At 53.4% G+C, this 26,999-nt stretch carries 24 protein-coding genes; 13 read left to right on the top strand and 11 right to left on the bottom strand.

What is annotated here, in order from left to right; all coding sequences use genetic code 11:
* Nucleotides 1–57 precede the first annotated feature (57 nt).
* The 6 genes from J2I46_RS08385 to J2I46_RS08360 all read left to right on the top strand — a co-directional run bounded on the left by J2I46_RS08385 (nt 58) and on the right by J2I46_RS08360 (nt 6,768).
* Entirely contained in the window at nt 58–2,094 is a 2,037-nt protein-coding gene (locus tag J2I46_RS08385; RefSeq protein ID WP_207328552.1) for a beta strand repeat-containing protein, read from the top strand.
* 94 nt (nt 2,095–2,188) lie between these two features.
* On the top strand, nt 2,189–2,722 hold the full coding sequence (locus J2I46_RS08380; protein WP_207328551.1) for a hypothetical protein: 534 nt from the start codon (nt 2,189–2,191) through the stop codon (nt 2,720–2,722).
* A complete protein-coding gene (locus J2I46_RS08375; protein ID WP_229379657.1) occupies nt 2,719–3,276 on the top strand; it encodes a CsgE family curli-type amyloid fiber assembly protein in 558 nt (185 codons plus the stop codon). Before J2I46_RS08380 ends, J2I46_RS08375 begins: the two co-directional genes overlap by 4 nt.
* Nucleotides 3,277–3,296: 20 nt before the next feature.
* Nucleotides 3,297–3,728 carry a curli production assembly/transport component CsgF gene (locus J2I46_RS08370; RefSeq protein ID WP_207328550.1) on the top strand — a complete coding sequence of 144 codons (432 nt, stop codon included), beginning with the start codon at nt 3,297–3,299 and terminating at the stop codon, nt 3,726–3,728.
* A gap of 112 nt (nt 3,729–3,840) precedes the next feature.
* Nucleotides 3,841–5,253 (top strand): CsgG/HfaB family protein, encoded by a 1,413-nt coding sequence (locus J2I46_RS08365; protein ID WP_207328549.1) that lies wholly within the window; start codon nt 3,841–3,843, stop codon nt 5,251–5,253.
* A 6-nt stretch (nt 5,254–5,259) separates the two neighbouring features.
* Nucleotides 5,260–6,768, top strand: coding sequence for a carboxypeptidase regulatory-like domain-containing protein (locus tag J2I46_RS08360; protein ID WP_207328548.1), 1,509 nt, complete (start codon nt 5,260–5,262; stop codon nt 6,766–6,768).
* Between the two features lie 87 nt (nt 6,769–6,855).
* On the opposite strand, the gene tsaD is transcribed toward J2I46_RS08360, so the two are convergent.
* Nucleotides 6,856–7,866 (bottom strand): tRNA (adenosine(37)-N6)-threonylcarbamoyltransferase complex transferase subunit TsaD, encoded by a 1,011-nt coding sequence (tsaD, locus tag J2I46_RS08355; protein ID WP_207328547.1) that lies wholly within the window; start codon nt 7,864–7,866, stop codon nt 6,856–6,858.
* A gap of 46 nt (nt 7,867–7,912) precedes the next feature.
* On the opposite strand from tsaD, the gene J2I46_RS08350 reads away from it, so the two are divergent.
* Complete coding sequence (locus J2I46_RS08350; protein ID WP_207328546.1) at nt 7,913–8,329, top strand: VOC family protein; 417 nt, start codon at nt 7,913–7,915, stop codon at nt 8,327–8,329.
* 124 nt (nt 8,330–8,453) lie between these two features.
* On the top strand, nt 8,454–13,142 hold the full coding sequence (locus tag J2I46_RS08345; RefSeq protein ID WP_207328545.1) for a translocation/assembly module TamB domain-containing protein: 4,689 nt from the start codon (nt 8,454–8,456) through the stop codon (nt 13,140–13,142).
* A gap of 249 nt (nt 13,143–13,391) precedes the next feature.
* Here J2I46_RS08345 and J2I46_RS08340 read toward each other — a convergent pair whose 3' ends face one another.
* The 8 genes from J2I46_RS08340 to J2I46_RS08305 all read right to left on the bottom strand — a co-directional run bounded on the left by J2I46_RS08340 (nt 13,392) and on the right by J2I46_RS08305 (nt 20,092).
* Nucleotides 13,392–14,669, bottom strand: coding sequence for a hemolysin family protein (locus J2I46_RS08340; protein WP_207328544.1), 1,278 nt, complete (start codon nt 14,667–14,669; stop codon nt 13,392–13,394).
* Nucleotides 14,670–14,673: 4 nt separating this feature from the next.
* Nucleotides 14,674–14,916, bottom strand: coding sequence for a hypothetical protein (locus J2I46_RS08335; protein ID WP_207328543.1), 243 nt, complete (start codon nt 14,914–14,916; stop codon nt 14,674–14,676).
* Between the two features lie 84 nt (nt 14,917–15,000).
* The gene (gene ccsA / locus J2I46_RS08330) at nt 15,001–17,580 is read right to left on the bottom strand and encodes a cytochrome c biogenesis protein CcsA (RefSeq protein ID WP_207328542.1); all 2,580 of its coding nucleotides are present in this window, start codon (nt 17,578–17,580) and stop codon (nt 15,001–15,003) included.
* Between the two features lie 22 nt (nt 17,581–17,602).
* Nucleotides 17,603–17,800, bottom strand: a complete 198-nt coding sequence (locus J2I46_RS08325; protein ID WP_207328541.1) for a hypothetical protein — start codon at nt 17,798–17,800, stop codon at nt 17,603–17,605.
* Nucleotides 17,797–18,237 (bottom strand): cytochrome c maturation protein CcmE domain-containing protein, encoded by a 441-nt coding sequence (locus J2I46_RS08320; protein ID WP_207328540.1) that lies wholly within the window; start codon nt 18,235–18,237, stop codon nt 17,797–17,799. The genes J2I46_RS08325 and J2I46_RS08320 overlap by 4 nt, the downstream gene beginning before the upstream one ends.
* A gap of 29 nt (nt 18,238–18,266) precedes the next feature.
* The gene (locus J2I46_RS08315) at nt 18,267–18,533 is read right to left on the bottom strand and encodes a CcmD family protein (RefSeq protein WP_207328539.1); all 267 of its coding nucleotides are present in this window, start codon (nt 18,531–18,533) and stop codon (nt 18,267–18,269) included.
* A 131-nt stretch (nt 18,534–18,664) separates the two neighbouring features.
* On the bottom strand, nt 18,665–19,384 hold the full coding sequence (gene ccsA, locus J2I46_RS08310) for a cytochrome c biogenesis protein CcsA (protein ID WP_207329146.1): 720 nt from the start codon (nt 19,382–19,384) through the stop codon (nt 18,665–18,667).
* Between the two features lie 33 nt (nt 19,385–19,417).
* Nucleotides 19,418–20,092, bottom strand: a complete 675-nt coding sequence (locus J2I46_RS08305) for a heme exporter protein CcmB (RefSeq protein ID WP_207328538.1) — start codon at nt 20,090–20,092, stop codon at nt 19,418–19,420.
* Between the two features lie 63 nt (nt 20,093–20,155).
* Between J2I46_RS08305 and J2I46_RS08300 the strand changes: the two genes are divergently transcribed.
* The 3 genes from J2I46_RS08300 (at nt 20,156) to feoB (ending at nt 23,526) form a co-directional block, all read left to right on the top strand.
* Nucleotides 20,156–20,920 carry a sulfite exporter TauE/SafE family protein gene (locus J2I46_RS08300; RefSeq protein WP_207328537.1) on the top strand — a complete coding sequence of 255 codons (765 nt, stop codon included), beginning with the start codon at nt 20,156–20,158 and terminating at the stop codon, nt 20,918–20,920.
* A gap of 207 nt (nt 20,921–21,127) precedes the next feature.
* Entirely contained in the window at nt 21,128–21,352 is a 225-nt protein-coding gene (locus tag J2I46_RS08295; protein ID WP_085410544.1) for a FeoA family protein, read from the top strand.
* A gap of 26 nt (nt 21,353–21,378) precedes the next feature.
* A complete protein-coding gene (feoB, locus tag J2I46_RS08290) occupies nt 21,379–23,526 on the top strand; it encodes a ferrous iron transport protein B (RefSeq protein ID WP_207328536.1) in 2,148 nt (715 codons plus the stop codon).
* A 73-nt stretch (nt 23,527–23,599) separates the two neighbouring features.
* Here feoB and J2I46_RS33160 read toward each other — a convergent pair whose 3' ends face one another.
* Both J2I46_RS33160 and J2I46_RS08285 read right to left on the bottom strand, forming a co-directional pair.
* Entirely contained in the window at nt 23,600–23,734 is a 135-nt protein-coding gene (locus J2I46_RS33160) for a hypothetical protein (RefSeq protein ID WP_262898014.1), read from the bottom strand.
* A gap of 277 nt (nt 23,735–24,011) precedes the next feature.
* Nucleotides 24,012–25,514, bottom strand: a complete 1,503-nt coding sequence (locus J2I46_RS08285) for an NAD(P)H-hydrate dehydratase (protein WP_207328535.1) — start codon at nt 25,512–25,514, stop codon at nt 24,012–24,014.
* A gap of 107 nt (nt 25,515–25,621) precedes the next feature.
* On the opposite strand from J2I46_RS08285, the gene rplS reads away from it, so the two are divergent.
* Both rplS and dapF read left to right on the top strand, forming a co-directional pair.
* Nucleotides 25,622–26,005 (top strand): 50S ribosomal protein L19, encoded by a 384-nt coding sequence (gene rplS, locus J2I46_RS08280; protein WP_085410548.1) that lies wholly within the window; start codon nt 25,622–25,624, stop codon nt 26,003–26,005.
* A 210-nt stretch (nt 26,006–26,215) separates the two neighbouring features.
* A complete protein-coding gene (gene dapF, locus J2I46_RS08275; RefSeq protein WP_207328534.1) occupies nt 26,216–26,989 on the top strand; it encodes a diaminopimelate epimerase in 774 nt (257 codons plus the stop codon).
* The last annotated feature ends 10 nt before the right edge of the window (nt 26,990–26,999 follow it).

The following is a 26,999-nucleotide window of genomic DNA, read 5'->3' as shown; positions in this document are numbered from 1 at the left end:
GTGACTGTAGCTGCCAGACTTCCGGCTTGTTTTTTTCACTAGTAACTCGAACATGTCATGAAGAAAATCATACTGACAGGCACAGCCCTGATGGCCTTTGCCGCCGCAGGTCTGGCCCAGAGTAATAATGCCACACTAAACCAGAATGGCACGGGTCAAACCGGTCGCCAGCAACAGACAGGAACGTACCTGAACGCCAACATTCAGCAGGTACAGGGGTCAGGTGCGGCTTCCAATACGGGGAACTTCGCCGGCACAACCCAGAACACAAGCGGCCAGGGCGGTACGGCCGTTACAACGGCCAACATAAACCAGCTGACGGGCTCCAATCAGAACTGGGCGGGCGTCAATCAATCGATGGGCCGGGGAAGCACAGCCACGATCAATCAAAGCACAAAAAGCGGTGGCAGTGGTGCCGGTGGCAACGTGGCGGCAGGTACATCGCAGGCATCGGTAGAGGCGCTCGGTGGCAACTACGGCACGGTGAACCAGACCGGCAATACCCATACAGCAGTGGTAAACCAGAACGGCAACGGCACCAATGCCAGCACGGGCAACTTCGCCGATGTGTTGCAGGATGGAACCAGCCAGAACGCAACGACAAATCAGAACGCAGGCACGTTGGGCACCAGCGCCAATAACGAGGCAACCACCCGGCAATACGGTCTCAACAACGTAACTACAACCAACCAGAATGATAACAGCGCGGGGAACAGAGCCTTTGTGAACCAGTATGGGGCCGATGGTGCCGATGCCGGAACAACGGTGACGGCCAATACGGCGGTTATCAATCAATCTGGTTTGGGAGCGGTGTCGAGCACCAACAACACGGCCACGATCAACCAGGGACTGTCGTCGAACGGCGACGAAGGCAACGGAGCCGTAACCACCCAGCGAGGCAACCATAACGAGGTAACCGTTGACCAGATTGGCGACAACAACAGTGCGGGGGTCACCGCTACGCCGATCATTCAGGTTGGGAATGACAACATCACTCACGTTCGGCAAACAGGCGACAGGAACCAGGCCGATGAAATTGAAGCCTACGGCAACAACAACCTCACGAACGTTGACCAGGTAGGTAACCGCAACCAGGCCTTCTCGCGCATGACCCCAACCAACGGTGTCGGCAACAACAATAACAACGTGAAGATCGAGCAGACGGGTAACCTCAACCGGGGCGTGTTTGAACTGCGGGCCACCAATACAGCTGGTCAGCCTGCTTCGCCAAACTTCGTTATCGACCAGGACGGGGCAAACAACTACGCCCGAATGCAGGTACGTGGTGTGGCAGGAACGGAAGCTGGCGCACCCGGCGAAAACAACAAAGTAACCATTGCCCAGACTACGCCACTGGCGGCGGTAGCAACGGCCGGCCAGATCTTCAACGGTGAGATCGACGGCAGTGGCAACGTCGTAAACGTTCAGCAAACGGGTACATCAGCCGCGGCGAATATGGCCAACACGATCGGTTCTGAAAGCAGCCCTACCACAGTTGGTTCACGTGGCCTGGTTGTTAAGGGTTACCAGAACACGGTTGACCTGACACAAAACGGAACGGTGAACAGCATCAACATGTCGATCGATAATAGTGCCACCGGAGCAGGAGCAACCGGTAACCAGGTCACGATTGCGCAAACCGGCCGGTCGAACGAGGTAGGTCTGGGATCAGGCCCAACGGCGGTTGGCAGCGGTGTAGCGGGTAACCAGCGGGGGCTTGTGGTAACGGGCGATGCCAACAAAGTGGTTATCTCACAAAATGGTGGCGATGCCGTGCGGGCTACGCAGGATGGGAACGATGACCTGAAAGTTACCCAGCAAGGCGGTAACACGTCGGCAGCAGCGCAGAGCAACCGGGTGCTGATCAATCAGGGCGGGGGCACGGGCAAACAGGTGGCCGATATTACGCAGACCGGCGAAGGCAACTTCGTTTTCGGTACAGGCGGTGTCAACACGTTTGCTACGCAGTCGGGCGCAGGCATCAACACGGCCACAGTGAACCAGACAGTGGTTGGTAGCGGCGGCGTAAACAATGCGTTTCTGAACCAGAACGGCATAGGTAACACGCTGACGATCACGCAAATGAAACCTTAATTCGAGTGGCTACCTGAACATACCTGGCCTGTACGAATCTCGAGCAGGGGGCTCGTCGGGCCAGGTAGCTTTATCTTCTTTACATTGAACGATCATGAACAAAGTCTATTTCTTCAGCCTGCTTATTAGCCTGCCGGGGGGCGTTATGGCCCAGTCGTCTGAAGCATACTGGCGGCCGGGCATTACCCCTACCAGCGCCCAGGCACTTGCTGCCCTCAGCACCGGCACCGGCGGAACAGGCAATGCCGGCACAGCGGCCGTTGTCATTCAGAATGGCGCCAGCAATCGGTTCAGTTTCGATGGTGCCGCCGGTAACACCGGCAACCAGATCACCTTCAATCAACAGGGCAGCAACAACCAGCTCGATTTCGCGCTGACGGGCAGTAACAACACCTTCACGTTCGACCAGCTGGGCAATAACAATGTGCTGAACCTCCAGAACTTCAGCACCAGTGGCACCAAACTCGACATTCAGCAAACAGGCAATAACAACCAGTTGGAGAGTAACGGCTCCCCTTTTGCCGACTCCACCATTCCGCTTAAAATCACGCAGTCGGGTGGTATGCGTTTGCTGATCAGCAGTAGTACCGGCAACCCCGCCGGTTTCTCATCCGGCCAGAAGCAATGAGCCGCCTGGTTATTCTGGGTACGTTGATGATGCTACTATCCGTACACGTAGCCGTTGCCCAGCAGGACCCCGACGTACCTGGCCTGGAAGATCTGAACGAGGTGCTTCGGGAAGAAGCTAACATTGAGCAGAGCAGCAAAACCACCAGTCTGTTACTAGACAACACACGGAGCAAAGTGGGGCGGGATTTTTACGAAATCTTTTATCGCGCTTTTAATGAAGCGGCTCCTGCTACACCTGTGCTGCAATCGCAACCGCCCCTGGCCAACCCAAACGATACGGCCCGCGTGGCGGTGGAAAAGCCCCTTGAATTTGAGCTTGACCTTTTCCTGATCACGATTGATGAACTCCCGGCCAATTCGGGCACGGGCAGCATCATTTCGGTAACCATCAACGACGAGGTTGTTTTCCAGCAATTCATTCAAAATCGCCTCGATAGCATCGAGGAGTTTGCGTTACTAACCGCGCTTGGCGTTCGGCAGTACGTAGACACCTATGCCGAAACCCAGCGCCAACTCGAGAATGAGGACCAGCGCGGCTCTGGCATGTATTGACACCCAAACAACGTGGTATTATGAAACTGAAACTCTCCTTTTTATCCGGGTTACTGCTCTGGCTTGCGGTGACCTCAACGGCCCGTGGTCAGGCGTTGATCTACCGCCCTGTCAATCCCTCATTTGGCGGAAACACCTTCAATTACCAGTGGATGCTGAGTTCGGCACAGGCGCAGGACAAGACCAAAGATCCCGCTCTGGCGCGCACCACTACAAACCGCACCACAACCACCTCGTCGCTCGACAGTTTTTCGCAGAGCCTGCAAAGTCAGATTCTCAGCCGGATCACCCGTGATCTGCTCGACAAGCAGTTTGGTGAACAGGAATTGAAAGAGGGCTTGTATCAACTGGGCGATTTCCAGGTCGAAATTCGGAACGCAACCGATGGCGTACTGATCCGGATTGTAGATGGTAAAGGCGGCGAAACCACAATTACGGTCCCATTCTTTTAACCCGCCGGGGAGTAGCTCACACTGGTCGGCAGGTCATTGATTTGACCCATTCAATGGGTCGGTATTGACCGGTCTGTGCTGACTTTCGCAGCCTACTCCCGCTTATATCTCCATGAAGATCTATTCATATCGTATTGCCGGCTTTCTGGCAATCGGGGCTGCTATGTGCCTGATGCAGAGCTGCGCCCCCTATTTTCACCAGCCAACGGCACCGGGAAAAGCGCGCCTTGGCGAGGAAACGGCCTTTACCGCCGACCTGCGCAACCTGCCACCAGCCCGCGAAAAAATCGTGGCGGCGGTCTACAAATTCCGGGACCAGACCGGGCAGTATAAGCAGTCGGAAACGGGCACGAGTTTTTCCACGGCCATTTCGCAGGGAACGACCAACATTCTGCTGAAAGCGCTGGAAGAAAGCAACTGGTTTACACCCATCGAGCGCGAAAACGTAGCGAACCTGTTGAATGAGCGGAAGATCGTTCGGTCGAGTGTGGCGCAGTATAAGGAAGGCGAAAACCTGCCGCCGCTGTTATTTGCCGGCATCATTCTGGAAGGCGGCATCATCAGTTACGATGCCAACATCATTACGGGTGGTGGTGGTCTACGCTATTTCGCGGCGGGCGGCTCTACCCAATACCGGCAGGATCGGGTTACGGTTTATCTCCGGGCGGTGGCCACGCGGTCGGGCAAGATTCTGAAAACGGTGTACACGTCTAAAACGATCCTCTCGCAATCGATCGATGGTGGGTTGTTCAGGTACGTTACGTTCAAACGGTTGCTGGAAGCCGAAACCGGTTTTTCAACCAACGAACCTGCCCAGATGGCGGTGACGGAGGCCATTGAAAAAGCGGTACAATCGCTGATTATGGAAGGGGTTCGGGATAACCTGTGGGCTCCCGCCGAAAAGTCGGCCGCTCAGATGAAGAACCTGGTGACGGCCTACGAGCAGGAGAAAACCCAGATGAGCGACGTTGACGTTTATGGCGTGAAGCGGTCGGCCATCGATGCGCCTTTCGTGACCATTCAGCCCCAGGTAACGGCCACGCGACTCTACAGCGATTTCGCCAGACGCTCCGTTCAGGCTGGCTACGGACTGGCCCTTGATTTTCACCTGACCCCCAAGATTGGGCTTCAGGCGGCAGTGGGAACGGGGCGTTTCCTCAACCCCGACCAGTTTAACCAGGCCTACAGCAGTGCAGATATAAACCTGTTGTTCAAGCCATTACCCTTCCAGCGTATCACCCCTGTGTTTGTGCTCGGCGGTGGCGTGGTGGCCTCGCAGTTGAATGGTAGCCCGTTTAGCCTGGCGGGCCGACGTTTCGCCAAGCTGAATGGTGGCGTGGGGCTCCAGTTTATGACCAGCCGCGCCCTTGGTGTCAGGGCTATGGTTGACTACAACCAGTTGCTCAACGACCAGCTCGATGGGCGCACCGCCGGTCAATTCAATGACTATTATCTGCGTGGCACACTGGGGCTGACGTTCCACCTCGGCCGGTTCAACCGGACTCAACCCGTCAAGAAACCATAAACGACCGTGAAACACTTTATCCTCCTTCTATCCCTCTGTCTGGGCCTGTTGGGCCTGTGGAGTTGCACCGAAGATACCTTTGTTGATCCGCTCCAACTGGCTACCGTTCGGGGGCAGGTGCTGGTTAACGCTACCCGCCAGCCCGTTCGTGCCGCGCTGGTGCGCATCAGTCCGGGCGGACGAATCACCGAAACCGACTCAACTGGTAACTTCCGATTCGATAGCGTGCTGGCTGGCAAATACACCATCTCGGTAACGAAAGAGCCTTACCGTACCGAAGTGGCCACGGTCGATGCCGATGTTCAGCTTGTGTCGCAGGTGACACTCCTGCTCGTCGAAGACAAATCGCAGAACAGACCGCCAACCCCGCCCACGTCGGCTACCCCCACGTCGGGCACGGTGAACGTACCTACCACGCTGGTCTTGAAATGGAAAGCCACTGACCCAAATCGGGACACTCTTCGCTACGACGTAAGCCTGTTTCGGGAAGGCAGCACGACCCCCAGCCAGTCGTTCACCGGCCTGCTGGCCGATTCGGTGCAGGTAAGCAATCTGGATTATAATACCACATACATTTGGCAGGTGACCGTCAAAGATGGGGTCAATACCGTCAACAGCGCATTGTTTTCTTTCCGAACGATGGCCTACCCCGACTTGCCCTACCTGTTCGTGAGGCGGGTGAACGGGCAATTCCAGATCTTCTCAACGGGCCCCGGGCAGGCCGAAGCACGGCAGCTTACCCAGACCGGCAGCAACTGGCGGCCAGTGGCCAGTCCGAACCGGCAGCAGATCGCTTTTATCTCGAATCGTGATACGGAGTTGTACCTATATATAATGGGTATTGATGGAAGCAACACGCGCCAGGTCAGCAACGTACCCATCGCAGGTTTGTCGGCCACTGACCTGTCATTTTGCTGGTCGCCGGACGGAACGCAATTACTATTCCCCTCAAATGAACGCCTGTATGCTGTTCGGACCGACGGCACCGGACTACGAACCGTAGCAACGGCCCCCACCGGCCGGTTCTTCGCTGGCTGCGACTGGACGAGCCAGGGCAATCAGATTGTGGCCCGCACCACGGCAGGCTTCTACGACAATGAGATTCTGGTGTTTCCGGCGGGCGGCGGTACAGCGCCTTCCGTGCTTAGCCGCCGTAGTAACCGCGTTGGGAATCCCGTTTTTTCGCCCGATGGCACGCGGCTGCTCCTGTCGATAGACCTGGGTACGTTCCAGAATGAACAGGGTCGCCAGTTGGATGCGCGTATGTTTTTGCTCGAACTGGCCAGCGGCGCGCTAACCGACCTATCATCGGTTCGTACGGAGAATCAGGGCCAGACGACCAAGCCAACAGGCACTAACGATCTGGAACCCAGGTTCAGCCCCAACGGCGCGCGGGTCATTTTCACCAATACAGATAACACCAATACTGGTGCCCGTACCGTCCAGGTGATGGATATAGACGGGCGTAACCGACAACAGGCTATTCAGCAGGGAGAAATGCCTTACTGGCGATAGTCTGTATTTGAATACCACGTTCAATGTAACCGGAAAGCTCTCTGCCATTGGCCGGGAGCTTTTTCCGTTTGCCGGTTACGCCTGTGTCTATAGCGCCATTCGAGGCATTGGACTAACGTCCTGACCAACGAATTCGTGTTGCTGGTACTTAAAATAGCCAGCCATGGCAATCATGGCGGCGTTATCGGTGCAGTACTCGAACTTCGGGATGAATACCTGCCACCCCTGTTTGGCCCCCAGTTCGAGCAGGCTGTTGCGCAGGCCGGCATTAGCCGATACCCCCCCCGCAATGGCAACCTGGCGAATCCCCGTTTCGCGCATGGCTTTCGTTAGTTTTTTCAACAACATCTGAACCAGCGTATGCTGAATACTGGCGCAGATGTCGTTCAGATTATCGGCCACAAACGTCGGGCTTTTGCGCGTCTGATCGCGGAGGAAATACATAATGGCCGTTTTGATGCCGCTGAATGAGAAGTCCAGTTCCGGCATATCGGTCAGCGGAAACGGGTAGGCCAGCGGATTACCCAGTTTCGCGTACTTGTCGATCAACGGGCCACCGGGGTATGGTAATCCCAGCAGTTTAGCCGATTTATCGAACGCTTCCCCAACGGCATCGTCCTGCGTTTGGCCAATGACGTGCATATCGAGTGGGGCATCTACCCGTACCAGTTGCGTATGTCCACCACTGACCGTCAGGCAAATGAATGGAAATTCAGGTACGTTCTGTTCCGGTGAATCTTTAATAAAATGAGCCAGAACGTGCGCCTGCATGTGATTTACCTCGATAAGCGGGATGTTCAGACCCAGGGCAAACGCTTTGGCAAACGACGCTCCTACCAGCAAGGACCCCAACAGACCCGGCCCACGGGTGAAAGCGATAGCCGATAGGTCGGTTTTAGCTACCTTTGCCTCTGCCAGTGCCTGTTCAACAACCAGTACAATATGTTGCTGATGCGCACGCGACGCCAGTTCGGGCACAACCCCGCCGTATCGTTCGTGAATGAGTTGGGCAGCAATGATATTCGACAGAATTTGGCCGTCGGTCAGAACCGAGGCCGACGTTTCGTCGCAGGATGATTCAATAGCAAGCAGTGTCATTGCTGCAAAATTACACCCTTTTATCGCACCGCAGCAGGAACCGTATATGTCTCAAACCATTGCCCAGATTGCCTTAGTTGTTGCTGACTACGATGAAGCCATCCGTTTCTACGTAGACAAACTGAATTTCACACTAGTTGAAGACACCCCACTCAGCGAGACAAAACGCTGGGTACGTGTGGCTCCCCCCGGTTCACTGACCGGGTCAACGGGCTGCCAGTTACTGTTCGCCAAAGCGGCTGACGATGAGCAGCGCAGCCGGGTTGGCAACCAGACGGGCGGGCGTGTTTTCCTGTTTTTAAACACCAACGATTTCTGGGGCGACTTTGACCGGCTATCTCAACAGGGCGTCAGGATTGTGCGTGAACCCGTTGTACAACCCTACGGAACGGTAGCCGTTTTTGCCGACTTGTATGGCAACCTCTGGGACCTGATCGGGCCAACGCCACCGAATACAAATTGAGGCTCGAAAATGTGTAACGAAAACACCACTTTTACCGTTTAAAAGGCAGTTCCCTAAACCGTGAGGCCCGTTTTTGGTCGAAACAGAAACGACAACCGGGCCAGCCCCACCATTACTCCCCCGAATGCGGTCATTTGTTAACATACTCCTGAAAACGTTGCTGCTGGTTATGCTGGCTTTTGTGACGCTTTGGGTGATGTTGCAGTTGCCGCCCGTGCAGACCTACATTGTACAGCGCGCCGCCAAGTGGGCTACCGAGAAGCTGGGTATGCAGGTTGCCATTGGGCAGGCGTCGATCAAATGGTTCGATACGCTGACCCTTGAAGACGTCAGGATCCGTGATTTCCAGAACCGACCCATGATTCAGATCGGGCGACTGGAAGTAGATTATAATCTGGGCAATTTCGTTGATTTTACTACGCTGCCCGAGTGGTTGACCGGCCTGTTTCTGAGGCCGGGTACCCAACTTCGCAAGCCAACCAGCGCTACGCACCTGGATGAGGTTGTTTTGTACAAACCCAACGTACAGTTGGTATACAGCCCCAAAACGGGCGACCTGAATCTCGACGATTTCATCGGCGCTATTGAGCGGCTCACCTCCGACCCGGCCACGATCAACGTGCATAGCGACATGCACGCGCCATTCACCATTGGCAAAGTGGCCGTTGTGGACGGGTTCTTTTCGATGGACGACCCGCGCGAGGCGTACATGAAAAACCCGAAAGACTTCGACTATAACCACCTCCGGTTATCGGCGATCAACGGGGACGTCAAGGATTTTCTGGTGCTGGGCGATACCATTGCCCTCGACGTGACCAAACTCCGCACCATTGACCGGCAAACCGGCCTGACGGTGAAGCGGATGGATACCAAGTTCATGTATTCATCGAGGAAAATGGAATTCGCCAACCTGTACATGTCGGTGAATAACTCGGTCATTCGCGATTACGTAGCCTTTCTCTACAACACCCAGAGCGACATGGGTGATTTCAACACGAAAGTGGCGATAAGGGCCAATTTCGGCAATACCATTATTCGCTCGGCTGATCTGGGTGCTTTCAGCGAATATATCCGTAATCTGAACGAAACCTGGTTTTTAACCGGCAACCTTCGGGGGCGGGTGGTTGACCTGAGTCTGGTGAATTCCAATCTCCGCTTTGGCCCGCAGGGCCGTAGCCGACTGGTGGGCGATCTGGCCTTTAAGGGACTGCCCGATATGGACCACCTGCTGGTGGATCTGCATTTCCAGCCTTCGCTGGTGACCATGGCCGACATTCGGCAGTATTATCCTGATCCTGCGTTCAACCAGACCATGGCCAAGGTGGGTACGTTGGCGTTCAACGCCAATTTCACGGGCGCTTTCGACGATTTCACGACCAAGGGTCAGTTTAGTTCGGCGCTGGGCCGGGTGGCCGGAAAGTTGAAGCTGAAACTCGCCGATCAGCCCGATCAGACAACCTACGAAGCCGATCTGACCGCCGATAATTTCCAGGTGGGTGAGCTTATCAACCAGCCAGGTACGTTGCAGGCTATTGACGGGCACGGTTATTTGAAAGGTCGTGGTACAGACATCAGCCGAGCGCAGGCCGACATTGACGGCCAGTTCGCCCGCTTTGGCTTTGGCGGCTACGACTACAAAAATCTGGTGGTGCGGGGTAACCTGCAAAAAGCTTATTTCGACGGCCACGTGGCCCTGCGCGACCCGAACGCCAAACTGAACCTGGATGGCGAATTCGATCTGCGAGGGCCCAGCAATAAATTTGACGTACGCGGCACGGTGCAGCAGGCCGACATGCGGGCGCTGGGCTATACCCGTGATTCGCTGACGATCAGCACCTACATTAATGCGGTGCTCGAGGGTAATTCTGTTGATCAGTTGAGTGGTACGGCCAATTTCCGCGATGCGTTTTTAACGCTGAACAGACGCAATCTGGCCATTGATGCACTGACTGTCGAATCAACGATCGAAGGGAGCGAGAATCGTTACCTGAACATCGACTCCGATTTCCTGTCGGCACGGTTGCAGGGAAACTACCAGCCAAACAAAACAATCGCCGATCTGACCCGGCTGGCCGACGAGTATACCCAATACTTCGCGGGTGATGCTGCCGGCAGAAAGGCCTACTACGCCGACAAGCTCGTTCGGTCGCTTCGGCAGAAGCCGCAGCCATACCATATCGATTACCTGATGACCGTTCGGAATGCAGCGCCGATGCTGACCTTCCTGAACATGCCTGCTTATATAGCCACCGGTACCCGACTGGTGGGCCGCTATAATTCAGACAACACGCAGTTTATCACCGCCAACATAACCACCGATTCGTTGCGAGTGGCCGATTACGCATTCGGCACAACCGAACTGGACCTGACCACGTCTAAATTTACGACCTCCGAAGAGGTGCTGGCCTCGGCGATTATATCATCGACCCGGCAGAAATTGGGCGGCCTGGCACCTACAGAGAATCTGGCGGTAGAAGCGTCCTGGGATCAGGATCATATCGATTTCACGAGCAGCGTTGACCAGACAGGTACGTCGAATCGGGCCGATCTGAATGGTGAGCTCAGTTTCAAAGGCGACGCCATTGACCTTACCTTCCGGCAGTCGAAACTACGCTTGCTGGACACCGACTGGACGTTGAATCCTGAAAGCCTGGTCAGGATGGTGGGCAACGAGTTTACGCTTCAGAACGTGACGGTCTTCAACCAGAACCAGTTTATCACTGCCACCGGAAAAGTCTCTACAGATACGTCGGCCCGGCTCGATCTGGCAGCGCGCGACTTCCAGCTGAGCTCACTTAATCCGGTGCTGAACACCAAACTCGGCGGCGTGCTGAACGGTGCCGTGCAATTGCGCGATCTGTATAAAGCGGCTATCATAGAAAGTCAGTTGAACGTGACGGGTCTGGCCTACGAAGATGCCATTATTGGCGATGTAGTGGGTTCCGGCGCGTATGACCCGATAGCCCAGCGGGTGAACGTAGACGCCCGGCTCATTCGCGATCGAACTGACGCATTTACGCTGAAAGGTACGTACACACCGGGTCTGAAAACGAACTCGCTGGCCCTCCGCGCGCTGTTCAATAATACCGAGTTAAGACTGGTAGCGCCGTTTACCAAAGGCATTTTCTCAAACTTTGGCGGTACACTCGTTGGGCAGGTCGACGTAAAAGGTACTCCCCAGGCACCTGTTCTGACTGGCTCGGTAGCTATTCAGAAAGGGCGAACCACGTTTGATTACCTGAAAGCCGATCTGTTTTTCGATAACACCATTTATTTCGGCGACAACGAAATCGTGACGCGCCGTATGGTGCTGCGCGATGCCGACGGAAACACAGCCGTGATTCGCGGGGGCGTTTACCACGACAATTTCAAGTTCTTCCAGCTTGGTTTCGATGCTGATCTGCAGAAATTCCGCATCATGAACACCACTGCCAAAGACAATGATCTGTTCTACGGTCAGGCAGTGATAACGGGCAAAGCCGAACTCTTCGGCCCGCTCGACAACCTCACGGTGCAGGCTGATATGCAAAGCAACAAGGGCACCCGCATCTATATTCCCCTCGACGGGGCGGCCTCGGTCAACCAGCAGGATTATATTCAGTTTGCCAGCCGCCAGGCCGCCATTAAAGATAGCTCACGACAGTCTGTTGACCTGTCGGGGATCAAGATGGATTTCAAGTTCGATATTACGCCGGATGCGCTTTGCGAAGTGCAGTTCGACCGGCAGTCGGGTGATATCATACGTACCTACGGCGAAGGGCGGATTGCCATGAAGGTGGATACCAAGGGCGATTTTACCATGACAGGTACGTATGGTATTACGCAGGGAGACTACACCTTTACGTTTCAGAACCTGCTGAACAAGAAATTTCAGATTCGACCAAACAGCCGCATCACCTGGACGGGTGACCCATACGGTGCCCTGATCGACGTAACGGCTGCCTACACCCAGTTTACAGCACTGGGTGCGCTATTGCCAACGTCAGGTACGTCGTCGAACATAACGAATAATTCGCCCGACCGCACCCGCCGCTACCCGGTCGATCTGCTCATTCGGTTAACCGGTCAGCTTACTACGCCCGACGTTGGGTTCGACCTGAAAGTGAAAGAATACCCGGCCTCGTCGGAGTTCAGACAGGCGGTAACGGCGTTTGAGAACCGGCTGCAAAGCAACGATCAGGAATTAACTAAACAGGTTAGTAGCCTATTGATTTTCAACCAGTTGATTCCGGAAGGATCAAACCTATTCAGCCAGGATGTATCGGGCGGGGTCGGCAATGCACTGGGCGAGATTGTCTCGAACCGGCTGAGTCAGCTCTTCTCGAACGTGGACGAGAAGCTGAACGTCGGTGTATCATTGGGGAATGTGCTGGGGTCAGCCACCGGTACACAGGCAAGCGATAACCTGTTGAACAACCTGCAATTGCGCGTCTCCTACCGCCTGCTCAACGACCGGTTGCGCGTAAGCCGCGATGGTGGTTTTACGTATGGACAAAGCCAGGCAAGTGCGGCAAGCCTGCTTGGCGAATGGACGCTGGAATACTGGCTCACGCCCGACGGACGGCTACGCGCCAAGATGTATAACCGCAATCAGCAAAGTGCGTTGGGTACGTTGAGCCTCAGTTCGGCCACGCTAACTACCAGCGGCGGCGTGAGTATGCTCTATACCCGGTCGTTCAATCGCCTGCTCTTCGGCGGTCCAAAATCAGTGAAACCGGGTGTACCCGTTCCTGAGCAGCCCGCTCCGCCTACAACGGGTACACAACCCTTGGCAACGCCACCCGCTACGGCCGGCCTTTCAGGCGATAAGTAAGCAGGTACGTTGCTGGCTAGTAGTCATAGTCTTTGAGTATCGAAGCTTTCTTCTAAGATTTTGCTTAAGGTTGCTTTCGCCTAGCCCTTCGACAAGCTCAGGGTGACAAGAAACTCAAGCATATTAGCCTAAACAGGTTGATGCCTGATGTGCCCCCTGAGCTTGTCGGAGGGCCTAGAGCACGGAGCAGCATTTCTGCTATTAAGCAACTTTACACTTTATACGAAAGGTCCTTCAGCCTTACAAAGATTATTCCCTGCCCACCGTTACCCGAACGGTGCCAATTCGGGTACCTTGCGCAGATTCTATGACAAACGAGTAGGGGCCCATTTCGAATACATCACCCACGTTGGGCAGGTCTTCGTTGATCGACAGGATCAGACCACCCAGCGTTTCATAGTCGCCTTCGGGCAGTTCCCAATCGTATTTTTCGTTCAGATCGTCGATCTCGTGGCGGGCCGACAGCAGGTACGTTCGGTCGTCGAGTTGCTGCTCCACCCAGTCTTCGTTGACGTCGTATTCGTCCTGAATCTCGCCAAAAATCTGCTCCACAATATCTTCAACGGTAATCATCCCCGCCGTTCCGCCAAACTCATCGACTACAAGAGCAATGCTCTTTCGCTCAGACAGAAAGCGCAGCAGCATGTCCTGGGCGGGCATGGTTTCGGGAACCGTCAAAATAGGCAGCAAGATATCGTTAATCTGTTGTGGCTTTGTAAACAGTCCCAGCGCATGGCAATAGCCAATCACGTCGTCGATGCTATCCCGATAGACCAGAATTTTGGAGTGGCCACTTTGCTGGAAGACCAGCCGCAATTCATCGATCGTATCGTTGGAAGCAACGGCGGCAATTTCAGTTCGGGGTACCAGACAATCACGTACCCGTACATCGCGAAAACCGATGGCGTTGTTGAAGATTTTGGCATCTACCTGCCCGTCTTCTTCCGCCTCAGATGGGCTTTGATTCAGATGCTGAAGGTAGTTATTCAGGTCGGTAAGCCCAAAAACGGGGCGCAGTTCGGCCACGTTTTGCCGCAATATGTGCTTGTTGAACATCCGCGCCGCACCAACCAGCACCCGAACCAGGGGGGCAATTCCCTGATAAATGACCCAGAGCGGAACCGCCAGTTTCTCCAGAAACGCGTCGGGATGAATGAGCGCCAGGCTTTTGGGCAGGTAATCGGCGAAGGGGAGGAAAATAAGCGTGAGAATCAGCGTTTCGATGGCCAGCAGCGCAATCGGGCTGTCGAAATCGGCAGGAAGCAGCGCCTCCAATACCGGGTTCAGTACGGTTACACCCAACACGGCATACAGCACCAGAAAGAGGGTATTGCCGGTCAGGGTAGTGCCAACAAACAGGATAGGATTTTTCAGGAAGCGCGATACCAGCTTTTCGCCCAGCGGTCCCTGTTTACTGTGCAGATCGAAATATAGTCGGTTTACCGATGTATAGGCCGTTTCGACCGCAGCAAAAATGCCGGTGGCAACCAGCGCAAAAAGGGCACCTATCAGCAGCGAATATGTCATGTACTTACTTCTTCCCTTTTTTTTGAGCGTCCTGCTTTCGCTTATCGATCATCTGCTTGATCGTAGGCGACACGTCTTTGTTTTTCTGCTGATCGCGCACCCGGAAAAACTGAAAAGCGAACAGGAAAACAACTGCCAGCAACAACAGATCGTAACTGCCCGTAAAACCTACCCGCCGGATCTCGAGTATCCAGAGAAGCAGCGCACCAATGAAGGCACAGATGAACAGTGTGTCGCGTAGTTTCATGTCAGTTAACAGTTACCAATGAGCAGTTATCAATGATGTACCTGGAGGCGTTGCAAGATAGCTGGGTTCGTTACTAACTGAGGTTTACTGATAACTGATAGCCGTTTTTTTACGGTCTTCTTTTTGTGCTTTCCCTTCCATCTTACCGTTCTCCCGGTAACGACGAACGATGGCCATGATAAAGCCAACCACCATTACCAGTGTACCGATCCAAAGCAGATTGATCAACGGCTTTTCAGAGGCTTTCATCACGATGTAGTCGCGCTGGGTCTGGTTGGCAGCGAAAGTAAACTTACCCGTTTTAGGATCAATTGTCTTTAGTTGAAGGCGAACACCGAGATCGTCGGAAATGTCGGCGGGGCTGGCAATGGCGCCGTCACGAATCACGAACGCAGGTTGCATCATCACCTCACGATCTTTGTAAAGCACACGTACCTGGGCTTTCACGCCCACGTCGGATGGCTTCATATCGATCCCTTCCACCTCATTTGTCTTCACTACATTGTCCAGGATCGCTACATAATCATTCAGAAAAAATGTGTCGCGAATGGCGATGGAGTACGTCTCGGTTTTGTCCCAGATGGTTTCAGCATTCGGGTCTGGTACAGATGATACAAAGGTGTACAGATCGCGACCTGCTTTGTGTCGAATATCAGGCGAAGCTAGTGTACCCATCCGCTCATTGACCTGAGCGCGGGGATAAAGCGAGAATATTTTTCCGCTCGGCTCGCGGTACTCTACTTCATAATAGACATTCTCCGGATACAGGGCAATGGTGTCGCCTTTCTTATGATAGAGCTTTCCATTGGCAGACAGGTCTTCTTGCGCAACACCACGGAAGTCACCTTCGATGACCTCAACTGCCTTACGGGGAACGTACCCAGGCATATCCCGCACTTCTACCCGCTGCCCACGGTAGGTCAGTTGGTACCCATCCATCCGCTCCGACTGATTGAGCCAGAGCAGTACGTTCTCTTTATTCTCTTTGTTATCGTTTTTGGTAAATTCTTCTGACTTCGAGATCATCAAACCACTATTATTGATCGATGTTATTTTCGAGTAGCCCGACGAGAATAGAATACCAATCAGCATCAGGGCCATTCCCATGTGCGCTACTGCCCCGCCCGACAGACGGTAGTTACCTTGTATGACGCCCAACAGAATAGCCCCGTTAGCCATCATGGCGAATACCGATGCAGTCAGGAATACCATATACACCGGGTTTTTCACCTCACCAAAACCAATAATGGCCGCACTGATCAGCAACGTCAGCACAAGTGGCGTCATCAGCGTGTTGAAATTACCTTTACCTGCCTTGCGCCACCAGATGTACTGACCAACGCCACTGAGTACGGCAACGACGCTGAAGAACCAAATCTGGAACTTATTATAGTGCGCAACCTGATTTGTCGGCATGGCCAGGTTTGAAGCCTTCCCAAACAACTCGGCTACTTTATTGTACACGGGTATCGACGTGGTGGAGATGACCTGAAAGCCAGCCAAACAGAGTACGATAGCCCCTAAAAAGAGCCAGAGTTCTTTGTTATAGATTGATAATTCCTGCTCATCACTGGGAATCAGCTTCCACTTTACCGCCATCAGCGCCACCGCGATCACAACGAATGCCAGCAGATACACCAGCAACTGGCCAGACAGCCCAAGGTCAGTAAATGAGTGGACAGATGCGTTGCCCAGAATTCCCGAACGTGACAGGAAAGTAGAGTAAAGAATGAAAATAAACTGCGCCACAGTCAGAATGATAGCCGTTTTTAGGCCAGCCGAGCTGCGTTTGGCTGTCAGCATCGTATGCATAGCTGCCACCATGATCAGCCAGGGAACATACACGGCATTTTCAACGGGATCCCAGTTCCAGTAGCCACCGAAGTTCAGCGTTTCGTAGGCCCAGTAGCCACCCATCATGATTCCTACGCCTAATACAACGGCACCAACCAGCATCCAGGGCTGCGCAGGCCGAATCCAGTTTAGAGGCTGATTACGCCACAGGCCGGCAATACAATAAGCGAACGGCACCAGCGACAGCGCAAAGCCGAGGAACAGCGTTGGCGGGTGAATCACCATCCAGTAGTTCTGCAACAACGGGTTCAGCCCTTTACCATCCGACGGAACAAAGTTGGGGTTCATGGTAAACACCGGCGCGTCGGGCATAGACTCTTTGAGCAGCAAAAACGGCGATGAGCCAATTTTCACGTCGCCCAGCACTACACCAAGAATCATCGACGTCAGGAATGCCTGCACCAGTGCAAAAACGGTGAGCATGGGCCCCTCCCATTTCGAGCCAGCGGTGCGGGTCAGGATAATGCCCAATACCGCGTTCCAGAACATCCAGAGCAGGAAGCTCCCCTCCTGCCCTTCCCAGAAGCACGAAATCATATACTGCACGGGCAGCGCCAGCGACGAGTGGCTCCAGGCATACTGGTACTCGAACCGGTGGTTATAAATAATAGAGAACAGGCAGGCAACGACGCTCACCACGGCAACACCATGCACATAGAACGCTCCGCGAGCCAGCCGTTTCCAGTGGTTTTCTTCAGCCGCTTCGTGGGCCAGTGTCATTTTAAGATACGAAAACGTGGCTACCAGTGCCGTAACAAACGACAGGATAACAAACAAATGACCCGCATTACCAACGGTGAAATCTTTCATAACATGTTAACTAATAAGCAAGTCATAGACCTAGAGTTGCTCCCTGTTGCGTATCCTTCTTCTCGTCATCAATCCAGCCATCCAATCGGCCAGATTTCAGCTCAATCACCAACTGCTCGTCCCAACGAGCCTGATATAACTCAACAGCTTTGTCACGTACCTGGGCCAGCTCATTGATCGATAATGACTCCATGGCTGCTTCGATTTCCTGTAAACTCATAGCTGTGCTGTCTTGGCTTCGTGCTCGGTCACCTCCAGTTTGCCATCCTGGTATTTCGATGGGCACTTGAGCAGAATTTTGTTCGTCTGGAAATGATCACCCTGCATGGCACCGATCACCACGATTTGCTCTGAGCGGTCAAAATCCTGCGGCTTGGGGCTGTTATACACGCATTTCTGTACGTGATTTTCATTATCGACGAGCGTAAACTCGAAGTGGTTCGGGTCAAGTTGCGGCTGGTAAAAAAGCCCCTCCGCTTTACCTGAAGCATCTTTTTTCAGTTTACCAACTACATGTACCATGTCTTCGTCGCCGTCTTTGGCCATGGCCAATGCTTTGCCAAAGGTCACGTACGAGCTTGAATCACCATACGATGTTACCACGATGCCGATGGCCACTGCGATAACGATGATACCAATAATGTGTGAAAGTTTCATGAGTTAATAAGTAGTGCCAGGTACGTTCGTTACCGGCTGGCGTTGGTTGTCGTTTTTGCCGCGTTTGCCCGGCTGTCGTTAACCTCCCGTTCCAGCTTTCCAATCTTGTTATCGAGGCGGACGAGGTAAATAATAATGCCAAAAAATACCGCCGCAATGACGGTCACCACCACCCATATCTTTCCGTCGGCCCGAAGTTTATCGGCCATCTCAACGGTTTCCTGAGCCATACTATTCTGGGCGATCAGCAGTAGCGATAGTAACAGGCTAAAGCGAGGTAAAAACGAGCGAATCATGCAGTTGGTCAGAGGCTATGCCTCTCTAAATTTTAACAAAGATACGGTGTGATTTATTCCAATAGTCTGTAAACCTTATAGACGGTCCGCCGCTACGGTCTGTTTCAAGACCTGTCAGGTTTACAGACCAACTACTCTTCCATGACCAGTTGGAGGCGGCGGAGACGTACGCGGAGTTGGGTGATCCAGACGCCCAACAGCGTAAACCCGATAATGGCTGGGTAAAACACCATGCGCATCTGGCTGTTCATGTCATACTTGCCAAATGCCGGGTTTCCCCCGTTGCCCGGGTGCAGCGAATCGGTTTGGCGGGGCAGAATGAAAATCAGCGGAATGAACACAGCGAACGCCAGGATATTGTATACCGCCGAGATACGAGCCCGACGTTGTTCGTCATCAAACGCGCCGCGCAATACCAGATACGCAATGTAGAGCAACATACTAACAGCTACTCCGTTTAGTTTGGGATCGTTTGGCCAGGGTTCGCCCCAGGTATAATTGGCCCAGATTGAGCCGGTAGCACAGCCAAGGATACCAAACAGGATTGCCGTGTTGGCAAATTCCACGGAGACCATATCGTCGCCCAGGTCGCCTTTCCGCAAATAACGAACCGCAAACACCAGTGAGGTGAGCATGAGGGTGATCATGCCGAACCAAAGTGGTACGTGGAAATACACGTTCCGAATGCTTTCGTTCAGAATCGGCTGACGGGGCGTTGGCCCAATCAATCCCCAGAAAATGGTATACGTCAGAATGATGACCGCCAGGGCCTTCCACCAGTTTGTTTTCATATTTTTTATGGTCTTCTGTCCTCTGTTGCGTTGCGATACCAATGTCAGGGACGTTAGCAGAGCAACAGAAGACAGAAAACTGAGGACTTTTTGTTAGCTCTTCCACAAAAACGGGAAGAGCAGGTAAGAAAGTGCCAGGACAATGGCGTCAATGGCAAGAATCGTCATTAATTCATCACTACTCGCCGACCGGTCCAGTCCGTCCATTGCATTCTTGGCTACTTTCAACAACAAGAGTAGCAGCGGCAGCATGACCGGAAAGCTTAGAATAGCCATCAACGTAGCGGAGTTTTCGGCTTTGGCGGCTATGCCTGCTACCAGGGTCAACGAAGCCGCAAACCCGATCGCCCCAAGCAATAGGCTACCTATATATAAGGGTACATCCTCAACGGGACTTCCCAGCACAAAGGCGTAGACCGAAAAACCCAGTAACGCCAGCACCAGCATCAGCCCCGTGTTGTAGATGATCTTCGCTACGATGATCTGCTGCGGACTGGCAAGCGTGTAATAATACAGTTGCCGCCCCGCCCGCTCCTGCACAAACGTTTTGGCAATGGCATTAACCGCCGTAAATAACTGAATAAGCCAGAAGAGCGTGTTCCAGACTATGGGCGCCAGTTGCCCGCGCCGGGCGTTGAAACTCAGGTAACAGACAAACACCGCCCCCACAATGTAGAGCAGCATGCCGTTGAGGGCATACCGTTGCCGCCATTCCAGCCGAAACTCCTTGCCGACCAACGCCCCAATTTGCACTAACGATTCACGCATAGAACGGCAAAAATACGCCACAATGCCCAAACGGCCCCTACTTTTGCGGCCATGATGCCCGACATGCTTACACTACTTACGCTTTGCTTTTTTTCCTTTTTAGCCGGTTTCATTGACTCTATCGTTGGTGGCGGTGGCCTGGTTCAAACGCCCGCCATTCTGTTCAGTCTACCTCAATTTCCCATTCCTGTCTTACTCGGTACTACCAAGGTTCCCAGCGCTGTAGGTACGTTGCTGAGTGCAGTTCAGTATAGCCGCCGGGTCAGTATTCAATGGTCATTGCTGGTGCCGATGGCCATAATGGCCTTTGCCGCCGCCCTGACTGGTTCCTGGACGCTGACCCACGTACCCAACACCTTCATGCGGCCACTGGCGCTGGTCATTCTGGTAGTTATGTTCATTTACACACTGCTCAAACCTGATTTCGGCCAACACATAGCGCGAATCATCAGCCGCCGGCAGCAAGTGATCAGAATGATTGCGATGGCCCTCGTTATCGGCTTTTACGACGGATTTTTCGGCCCGGGAACGGGTAGCTTTCTGGTGCTTGGGCTGGTCAGTCTGCTTGGATTCGACTTTCTGCGGGCGAGTGCTCACGCTAAATGGGTCAACCTGGCTACAAACATGGCAAGCCTCACCTTTTTTGCGAGCAAAGGCATGGTACTCTTCAGCGTTGCTCTTCCAATGGCCCTTGCCAACCTGGCAGGATCGTTTGTTGGGGTTAGGCTGGCCTTGTTGAAAGGCAATAGTTTCATACGGGTCTTCTTTTTATGTGTCATTGCCGCTACCATCCTTCGCTTTGCTTTCGACCTGTTATCGAATAGCTGACAGGAGGCTGTCCCATCATCATCCACGTATAGCTCAGGAACCTGCGTTAATCTCTTTAATCCGTGTTCGGGTAAAAGCGCAATTTCTCCATCATCGTCTGTCGGCAGCATGATTTAAATCATGAAAAGGCGTGACTCAATTTTCTTGATTTCTCAACTTTTCGCCGTAATCTTGCGTTTGTTTAAATGAAGTCTAAATAAAGACACTATGAGCAATCGTACTGTTGCCGATCTAAAACCCGGCGAACGCGCCCGCATCAAGTCATTCAATGACCAGTGGGCTTCGATCAAGTTGCTCGAAATGGGTTGCTTACCCGGCGAGGAAGTTTGTTTGCATTGCAAAGCCCCCATGGGCGACCCAATCTGCCTGAACGTATCAGGCTACTGCCTGTCGATGCGCCGGGCTGAAGCCGCCACTATTATTGTTGAGTAGAACGGCCCATCGGGTCGAGTGTTACCTTGGAAACGTCGCCCGTATTAGCTTTAGTTGGTAACCCCAACGCCGGTAAATCTTCCCTCTTCAATCAGTTAACAGGTCTGCGTCAGAAAACCGGCAACTTTCCCGGTGTGACGATGGACAAAAAATCGGGCACTGCCGTTCTGGCGCCTCAGCTTGAGGCCACCGTAGTTGACCTGCCGGGCGTCTATTCGATCTATCCCAAATCGCCCGACGAACAAATCGTTACCGATATTCTGGCTAACCCTGCTCATCCCGATTATCCGGATGTGGCCGTGGTTGTACTCGACGCCTCAAACCTGCGCCGTAATCTGCTGCTGTTCACGCAGATCATGGATTTGCGCGTACCCGTGGTGCTGGTTCTGAACATGCTCGATGTGGCTCGTCAGCAACAGCAGGAGGTCAATGCCGTTCGGCTGTCGATGCGGCTGGGTATTCCCGTGGTGCGCGTCAATGCGCGTACAGGTGAAGGCGTAGACCTACTCAGGAAGGCCATTATTCAGCAACTGGAAGAGCCCGTTCTGGCAGAGACCTTGTTCTTCGACCCGCAAACTGACCCCGTTCTAGCCGAATCGGTTAGCGACACTAAAACAGGATTGCTGGAAGACACCAAGCAGCAGTATGGACTCACGAATAATTACCTTGCCCTACAATACGTCATTCAACACGACGGATTTACGTTTCTGAACAGCCGGCAGCGAGAGGGCCTGGACAGGCTTATCGCCAAATACGAATTCAGCGAACCTGCCTTTCAGGTACGTGAAACCATCCGTCGATACGAACTTATTGCCGGTGTGGTTACCGACGCCGTTACGGATACCCGTCCTGTTGGTCAGCCCACCTGGAGTCAGCGAATCGACCGGGTATTACTGCACCCTATCTGGGGGTACGTCATTTTTACCTTTATTCTGCTACTTGTCTTTCAGGCCATTTTCGCGTGGGCTACCCCATTCATGGATGCCATCGATGAAAGTGTGGCCTGGCTCAATGGTACGCTGAAACAACAGTTGCCCGGCGGCCCTTTAACCGATCTGCTAACGGATGGAATTCTGGTTGGAATAGGTGGAATCCTGGTTTTTATTCCGCAAATCGGTCTGCTCTTCCTGCTGATCTCGTTGCTCGAGGAATCGGGCTATATGTCGCGGGTGATGGTGCTGATGGATCGTATCATGCGCAAATTCGGGCTGAATGGCCGAAGTGTAGTGCCGTTAATTTCGGGCGTGGCCTGTGCCGTTCCCGCTATCATGGCCACCCGCGCCATTGGTTCCCGTCGCGACCGGCTTATTACGATTCTGGTTACGCCCCTGATGAGCTGCTCGGCCCGCCTGCCTATCTACACCATTCTGATTGCGCTGGTTGTGCCCGATCAGCGGGTGCTGGGCCTGTTCAACATGCAGGGCCTGGCGCTGATGAGCCTGTACTTGCTGGGATTGCTATCAGCATTGGCCGCAGCCTGGGTCTTCAAAAAGCTATTGAAAACAAAAGAGCGTAGCCTGTTCGTGATGGAACTACCTACGTTCAAATGGCCCCGCTGGAACCACGTTGGTCTCACGGTTTGGGAGAGTGTTCGCTCGTTTGTTTGGGAAGCAGGCCGCGTTATTCTGGCTATCTCTATTGTTCTGTGGGTTCTTTCCAGCTATGGTCCCGGCAATGGAATGGACGAAGCAGAAGCTCAGGTACGTTCCTCACTGGCGGGTAAACCTTCCGATCAGATCGAGAATGCCGTTGCTGCCCAGCGCCTTGAATCATCCTATGCGGGTCATTTCGGCCATTTCATTGAACCGGCTATCAAACCGCTGGGCTATGACTGGAAGATCGGCGTGGCGCTGTTGGCCTCCTTCGCCGCCAGAGAAGTCTTCGTCGGTACCATGTCGACGATCTACAGCCTCGGTGCGGGCGACACCGGCGACGATACAACTATTCGCCAACGCCTCAAAGCCGAGCGAAACGCCGAAACAGGCGGGCCCATGTACACGCCCGCCGTAGCCTGGTCGCTGCTGGTTTTCTATGTGTTCGCCATGATGTGTATGAGTACCATTGCCACCACCTACCGGGAAACCAAAGGCTGGAAATGGCCCATGGTGCAATTAGGCTACATGAGCGTACTAGCCTACGTATCGGCCCTGATTACGTACCTGGCGCTGCGGTAATCGACAGTTCATTCATACTAAAAAGGGCCAGACTGCTACAGTCTGGCCCTTTTTAGTATGAATGAACAACGCGCTAGAACAGCAGTCCTTTCGCGATGAGTGGATAAATAAAATGGTAGATGATGTAGGCAAACAACGCTACAGTGGCACCGCCCAAGGCTGCGGTCTGCCCCAAATCAGCCGATGACTTCGAATTAGATTGGCTCATTCGCCACTCTCGCTGTGTGTAGTTACCCATTTTCAGTGTCCGTTTAGAATATGTTATCTGTTGCAACACAAAATTGATGCCCAGCTGGCAACCCTATTAGCGCGGAACTACGCTATCGGATCAGGGGTATCTACGCAGCTGATTTAACGGCATTTATGGTCGGTATGGCAACAACTAGTTCTATTATACGGTCTACTCACTAAATAGATTACTGCCTATATCTTCATTTGCCAGTGTAGAATTCATTCTACAAATAGTATGGTTTTTTGTGTAATAATTACCACGCCCAGTGCAGGCTTTCTACTACGTCTGAAGCAGTTAAACCAATTTGCCCACGTACCTGAGCGGCCTTGTCACCGGCCATCCCATGCGCGAATACACCCAACACAGCTGCTTCTACGGGGTCATATCCCTGAGCCAACAGAGCGGTAAGCAAGCCGGTCAACACATCGCCGGTTCCGCCCGTACTCATTCCGGGGTTCCCCGTCGAGTTGAAATGCACTTCTCCGTTGGGCAACGCCACAGCCGTATGAGCCCCTTTCAGCACCACTACCACTTGCTGGCGCTGGGCAAACTCACGCAGCAGTTCAAGTTTGTCGTAATCATTCTGCCAGCGTTGGGTAAGGCGTTCGAACTCCTTCGGATGGGGCGTTAGAATACTATTTTCCGGCAGGAGCCCGATCAGGTCTTTGTTGGCAGACAGCAAATTCAACGCATCGGCATCAACAACCACCGGCTTGCTGAAGTTAGTCAGTACTTCGCGCAGAAAACGGGCTGTTTCAGGCGCTTTACCTATACCCGGCCCCACGCCAATGGCGGCGTAATCGGCCAATGAAGGCCCATCCACATCGCTTGGGCCGGTCAGTAGCCGGTCGTCTACGTCGGGGCGGCACATAGCTTCAGGCACGGCAGTTTGCATCACAACGTACCCACACCCAGGCGTTTGCACGGTCAGTAACCCCACCCCCGATCGTAGACAGGCTTTCGCAGCCAGTACACCTGCACCAATTTTACCGTAGCTACCCACCAGCAACAGCGCGTGGCCAAAGGAACCTTTGTTGGAAAAACGCTCACGGCGACGAAGGAGTAAACGGGCTTCTGCTTCTGTTGTATAATAATAAGGAGTAGGTGCCTGATCGATAAAGCGTTGATTCAACCCGATATCGACCATATGCCATTCGCCAACCGAGCGGGCGTTACCGGGCAACAACAGCGCCAGTTTAGGCAGGTCGAACGTAACCGTATGATCGGGCCAGATTGTCACATCGTCGGATTGGTTAGGCTGATTAGCCTGCAGACCACTGGCAATATCGACCGAAATTACCTGCGCCGGTGCCCGGTTGATTCGCTCAATCACCATCTTCACCAGCCCTTCGGCCGGTCGGGAAATACCCGAACCCAGAATAGCGTCAATGACTACATCCCGCTGCCGAAGCGTAGGCATATCACCCGGGTTTTCGACGTAATGCGGATTAATAAGCAGTTTCAGCCGACGGTGATTGTGCGCAAAATCGTCGGATTCGCGGGGGGCATATCGAACAACAAATACCTCAACGATGTAGTTGGCCTGAAGCAGTAATCGGGCAATTGCCAGTCCGTCTCCTCCGTTATTACCAAGGCCACAAAACACTTTTACGGGCGTGAACGCATCATAACGGCTCATGAACCAATCCACGAAAGCCTGCGAGGCACGCTCCATCAGTTGGATGGGTGCTATCGGTTCATATGTAATAGTGGCCTGATCAAGTTGACGAATCTGTTCAACGTTAAGGATTTTCATGCTGATTAAGGGGGCTGTCTTCAGCAAAACTATTTTCTTACAACGAATTAAGTACTATCTTTGCGGCTCGATTTTGAAAAAATATCCTGACGATATACAATACGGTCATGAGTGAGCTGATTAAATTAGTGGAAGCCGACAACGCCCAACGGCGTGCCGACATCCCCGTGTTTCGCGCCGGCGACACGGTAAACGTACACGTTAAGATTCGCGAAGGTAGCAAAGAGCGTATCCAGGTTTTCACCGGTACGGTTATTCAGCGTCGCAACCCAAACACCAACGGCGAAACCTTCACGGTTCGCAAAATTTCGAATGGTGTGGGTGTTGAGCGTATCTTCCCAGTGCTGTCGCCAAACGTCGATAAAGTCGAGGTAGTCCGTCTGGGCAAAGTACGCCGCGCCCGGTTGTTCTACCTCCGTGGTCGTCAGGGCAAAGCCGCACGTGTAAAAGAGCGGATTATCCGGAAACCAGCCCCAGTAGCTGCCGCATAACATTTTTAGTTCAGGCTAAACAAAGAAAGGTTGCTCATGGGCAACCTTTCTTTGTTTAGCCTGAACTAAAAGGAGTTTACTGTTTAGAGTTTGCCCGCACCGGCGGACCGGTTTACTGTTGCGCTGCTAAGGCACGTAACGACAGGCCAGCAACGCAACAGTAAACCAGTCCGCCGGTGCGGGCAAACTCTAAACAGTAAACTATTACCTATGCTCTTCGCCAAATACCAGGGAACCGGCAATGATTTTATTTTAATCGACGACCGTAACAACACGTTTCCTACGCACAACCAGTCGCTGGTAGCCCAACTTTGCCACCGCCGCTTCGGCATTGGCGCAGACGGGCTCATCCTGCTTCAGAGCCACTCAGACTATGACTTCCGGATGGTTTATTTCAATGCCGACGGGGCCGAAGGCAGCATGTGTGGAAACGGAGGTCGGTGTATCGTTCGCTTCGCGCATGACTTGGGCATTTTCAAAACGCACACCCGGTTCCTGGCCGTTGATGGGGAACATCTGGCCGAAGTTGACGGCGAAGAAGTTCGCCTGAAGATGAGCGACGTACCCGGAATGGTTCATCAGACTGGCTATACGTTTCTTAATACAGGCTCGCCACATGTTGTCAAATTCCTTGATGGCCTATCGGCCTATGATGTCGTAAACGAGGGCCGGCAGCTACGCAATGATTCGGCTTTTGCGCCGGGTGGCACCAACGTGAACTTTACGGAGCGGGTAAAGGAAAACGGCCTGTTTGTACGTACCTACGAGCGGGGCGTTGAAGACGAAACCTATTCCTGCGGCACGGGTGTAACGGCGGCAGCACTGGTCGCTTATCAGCAACACCAACTAACCAGCCCGATTTCTATTCGTACGATCGGCGGGAACCTGCGGGTGGCTTTCATGCCTCAGCCCGACGGCTCGTTCACGGACATTTATCTCATAGGACCCGCGCAACGCGTATTCGGCGGCAACATAACTCTTTAATCAGTTTACT

Origin of the sequence: Fibrella forsythiae, from assembly GCF_017353175.1 — a bacterium.
Lineage (GTDB): Bacteria > Bacteroidota > Bacteroidia > Cytophagales > Spirosomataceae > Fibrella > Fibrella forsythiae.
Note: the sequence above shows the minus strand (reverse complement) of the source record. Positions and strands in the feature narration are given on the sequence as shown.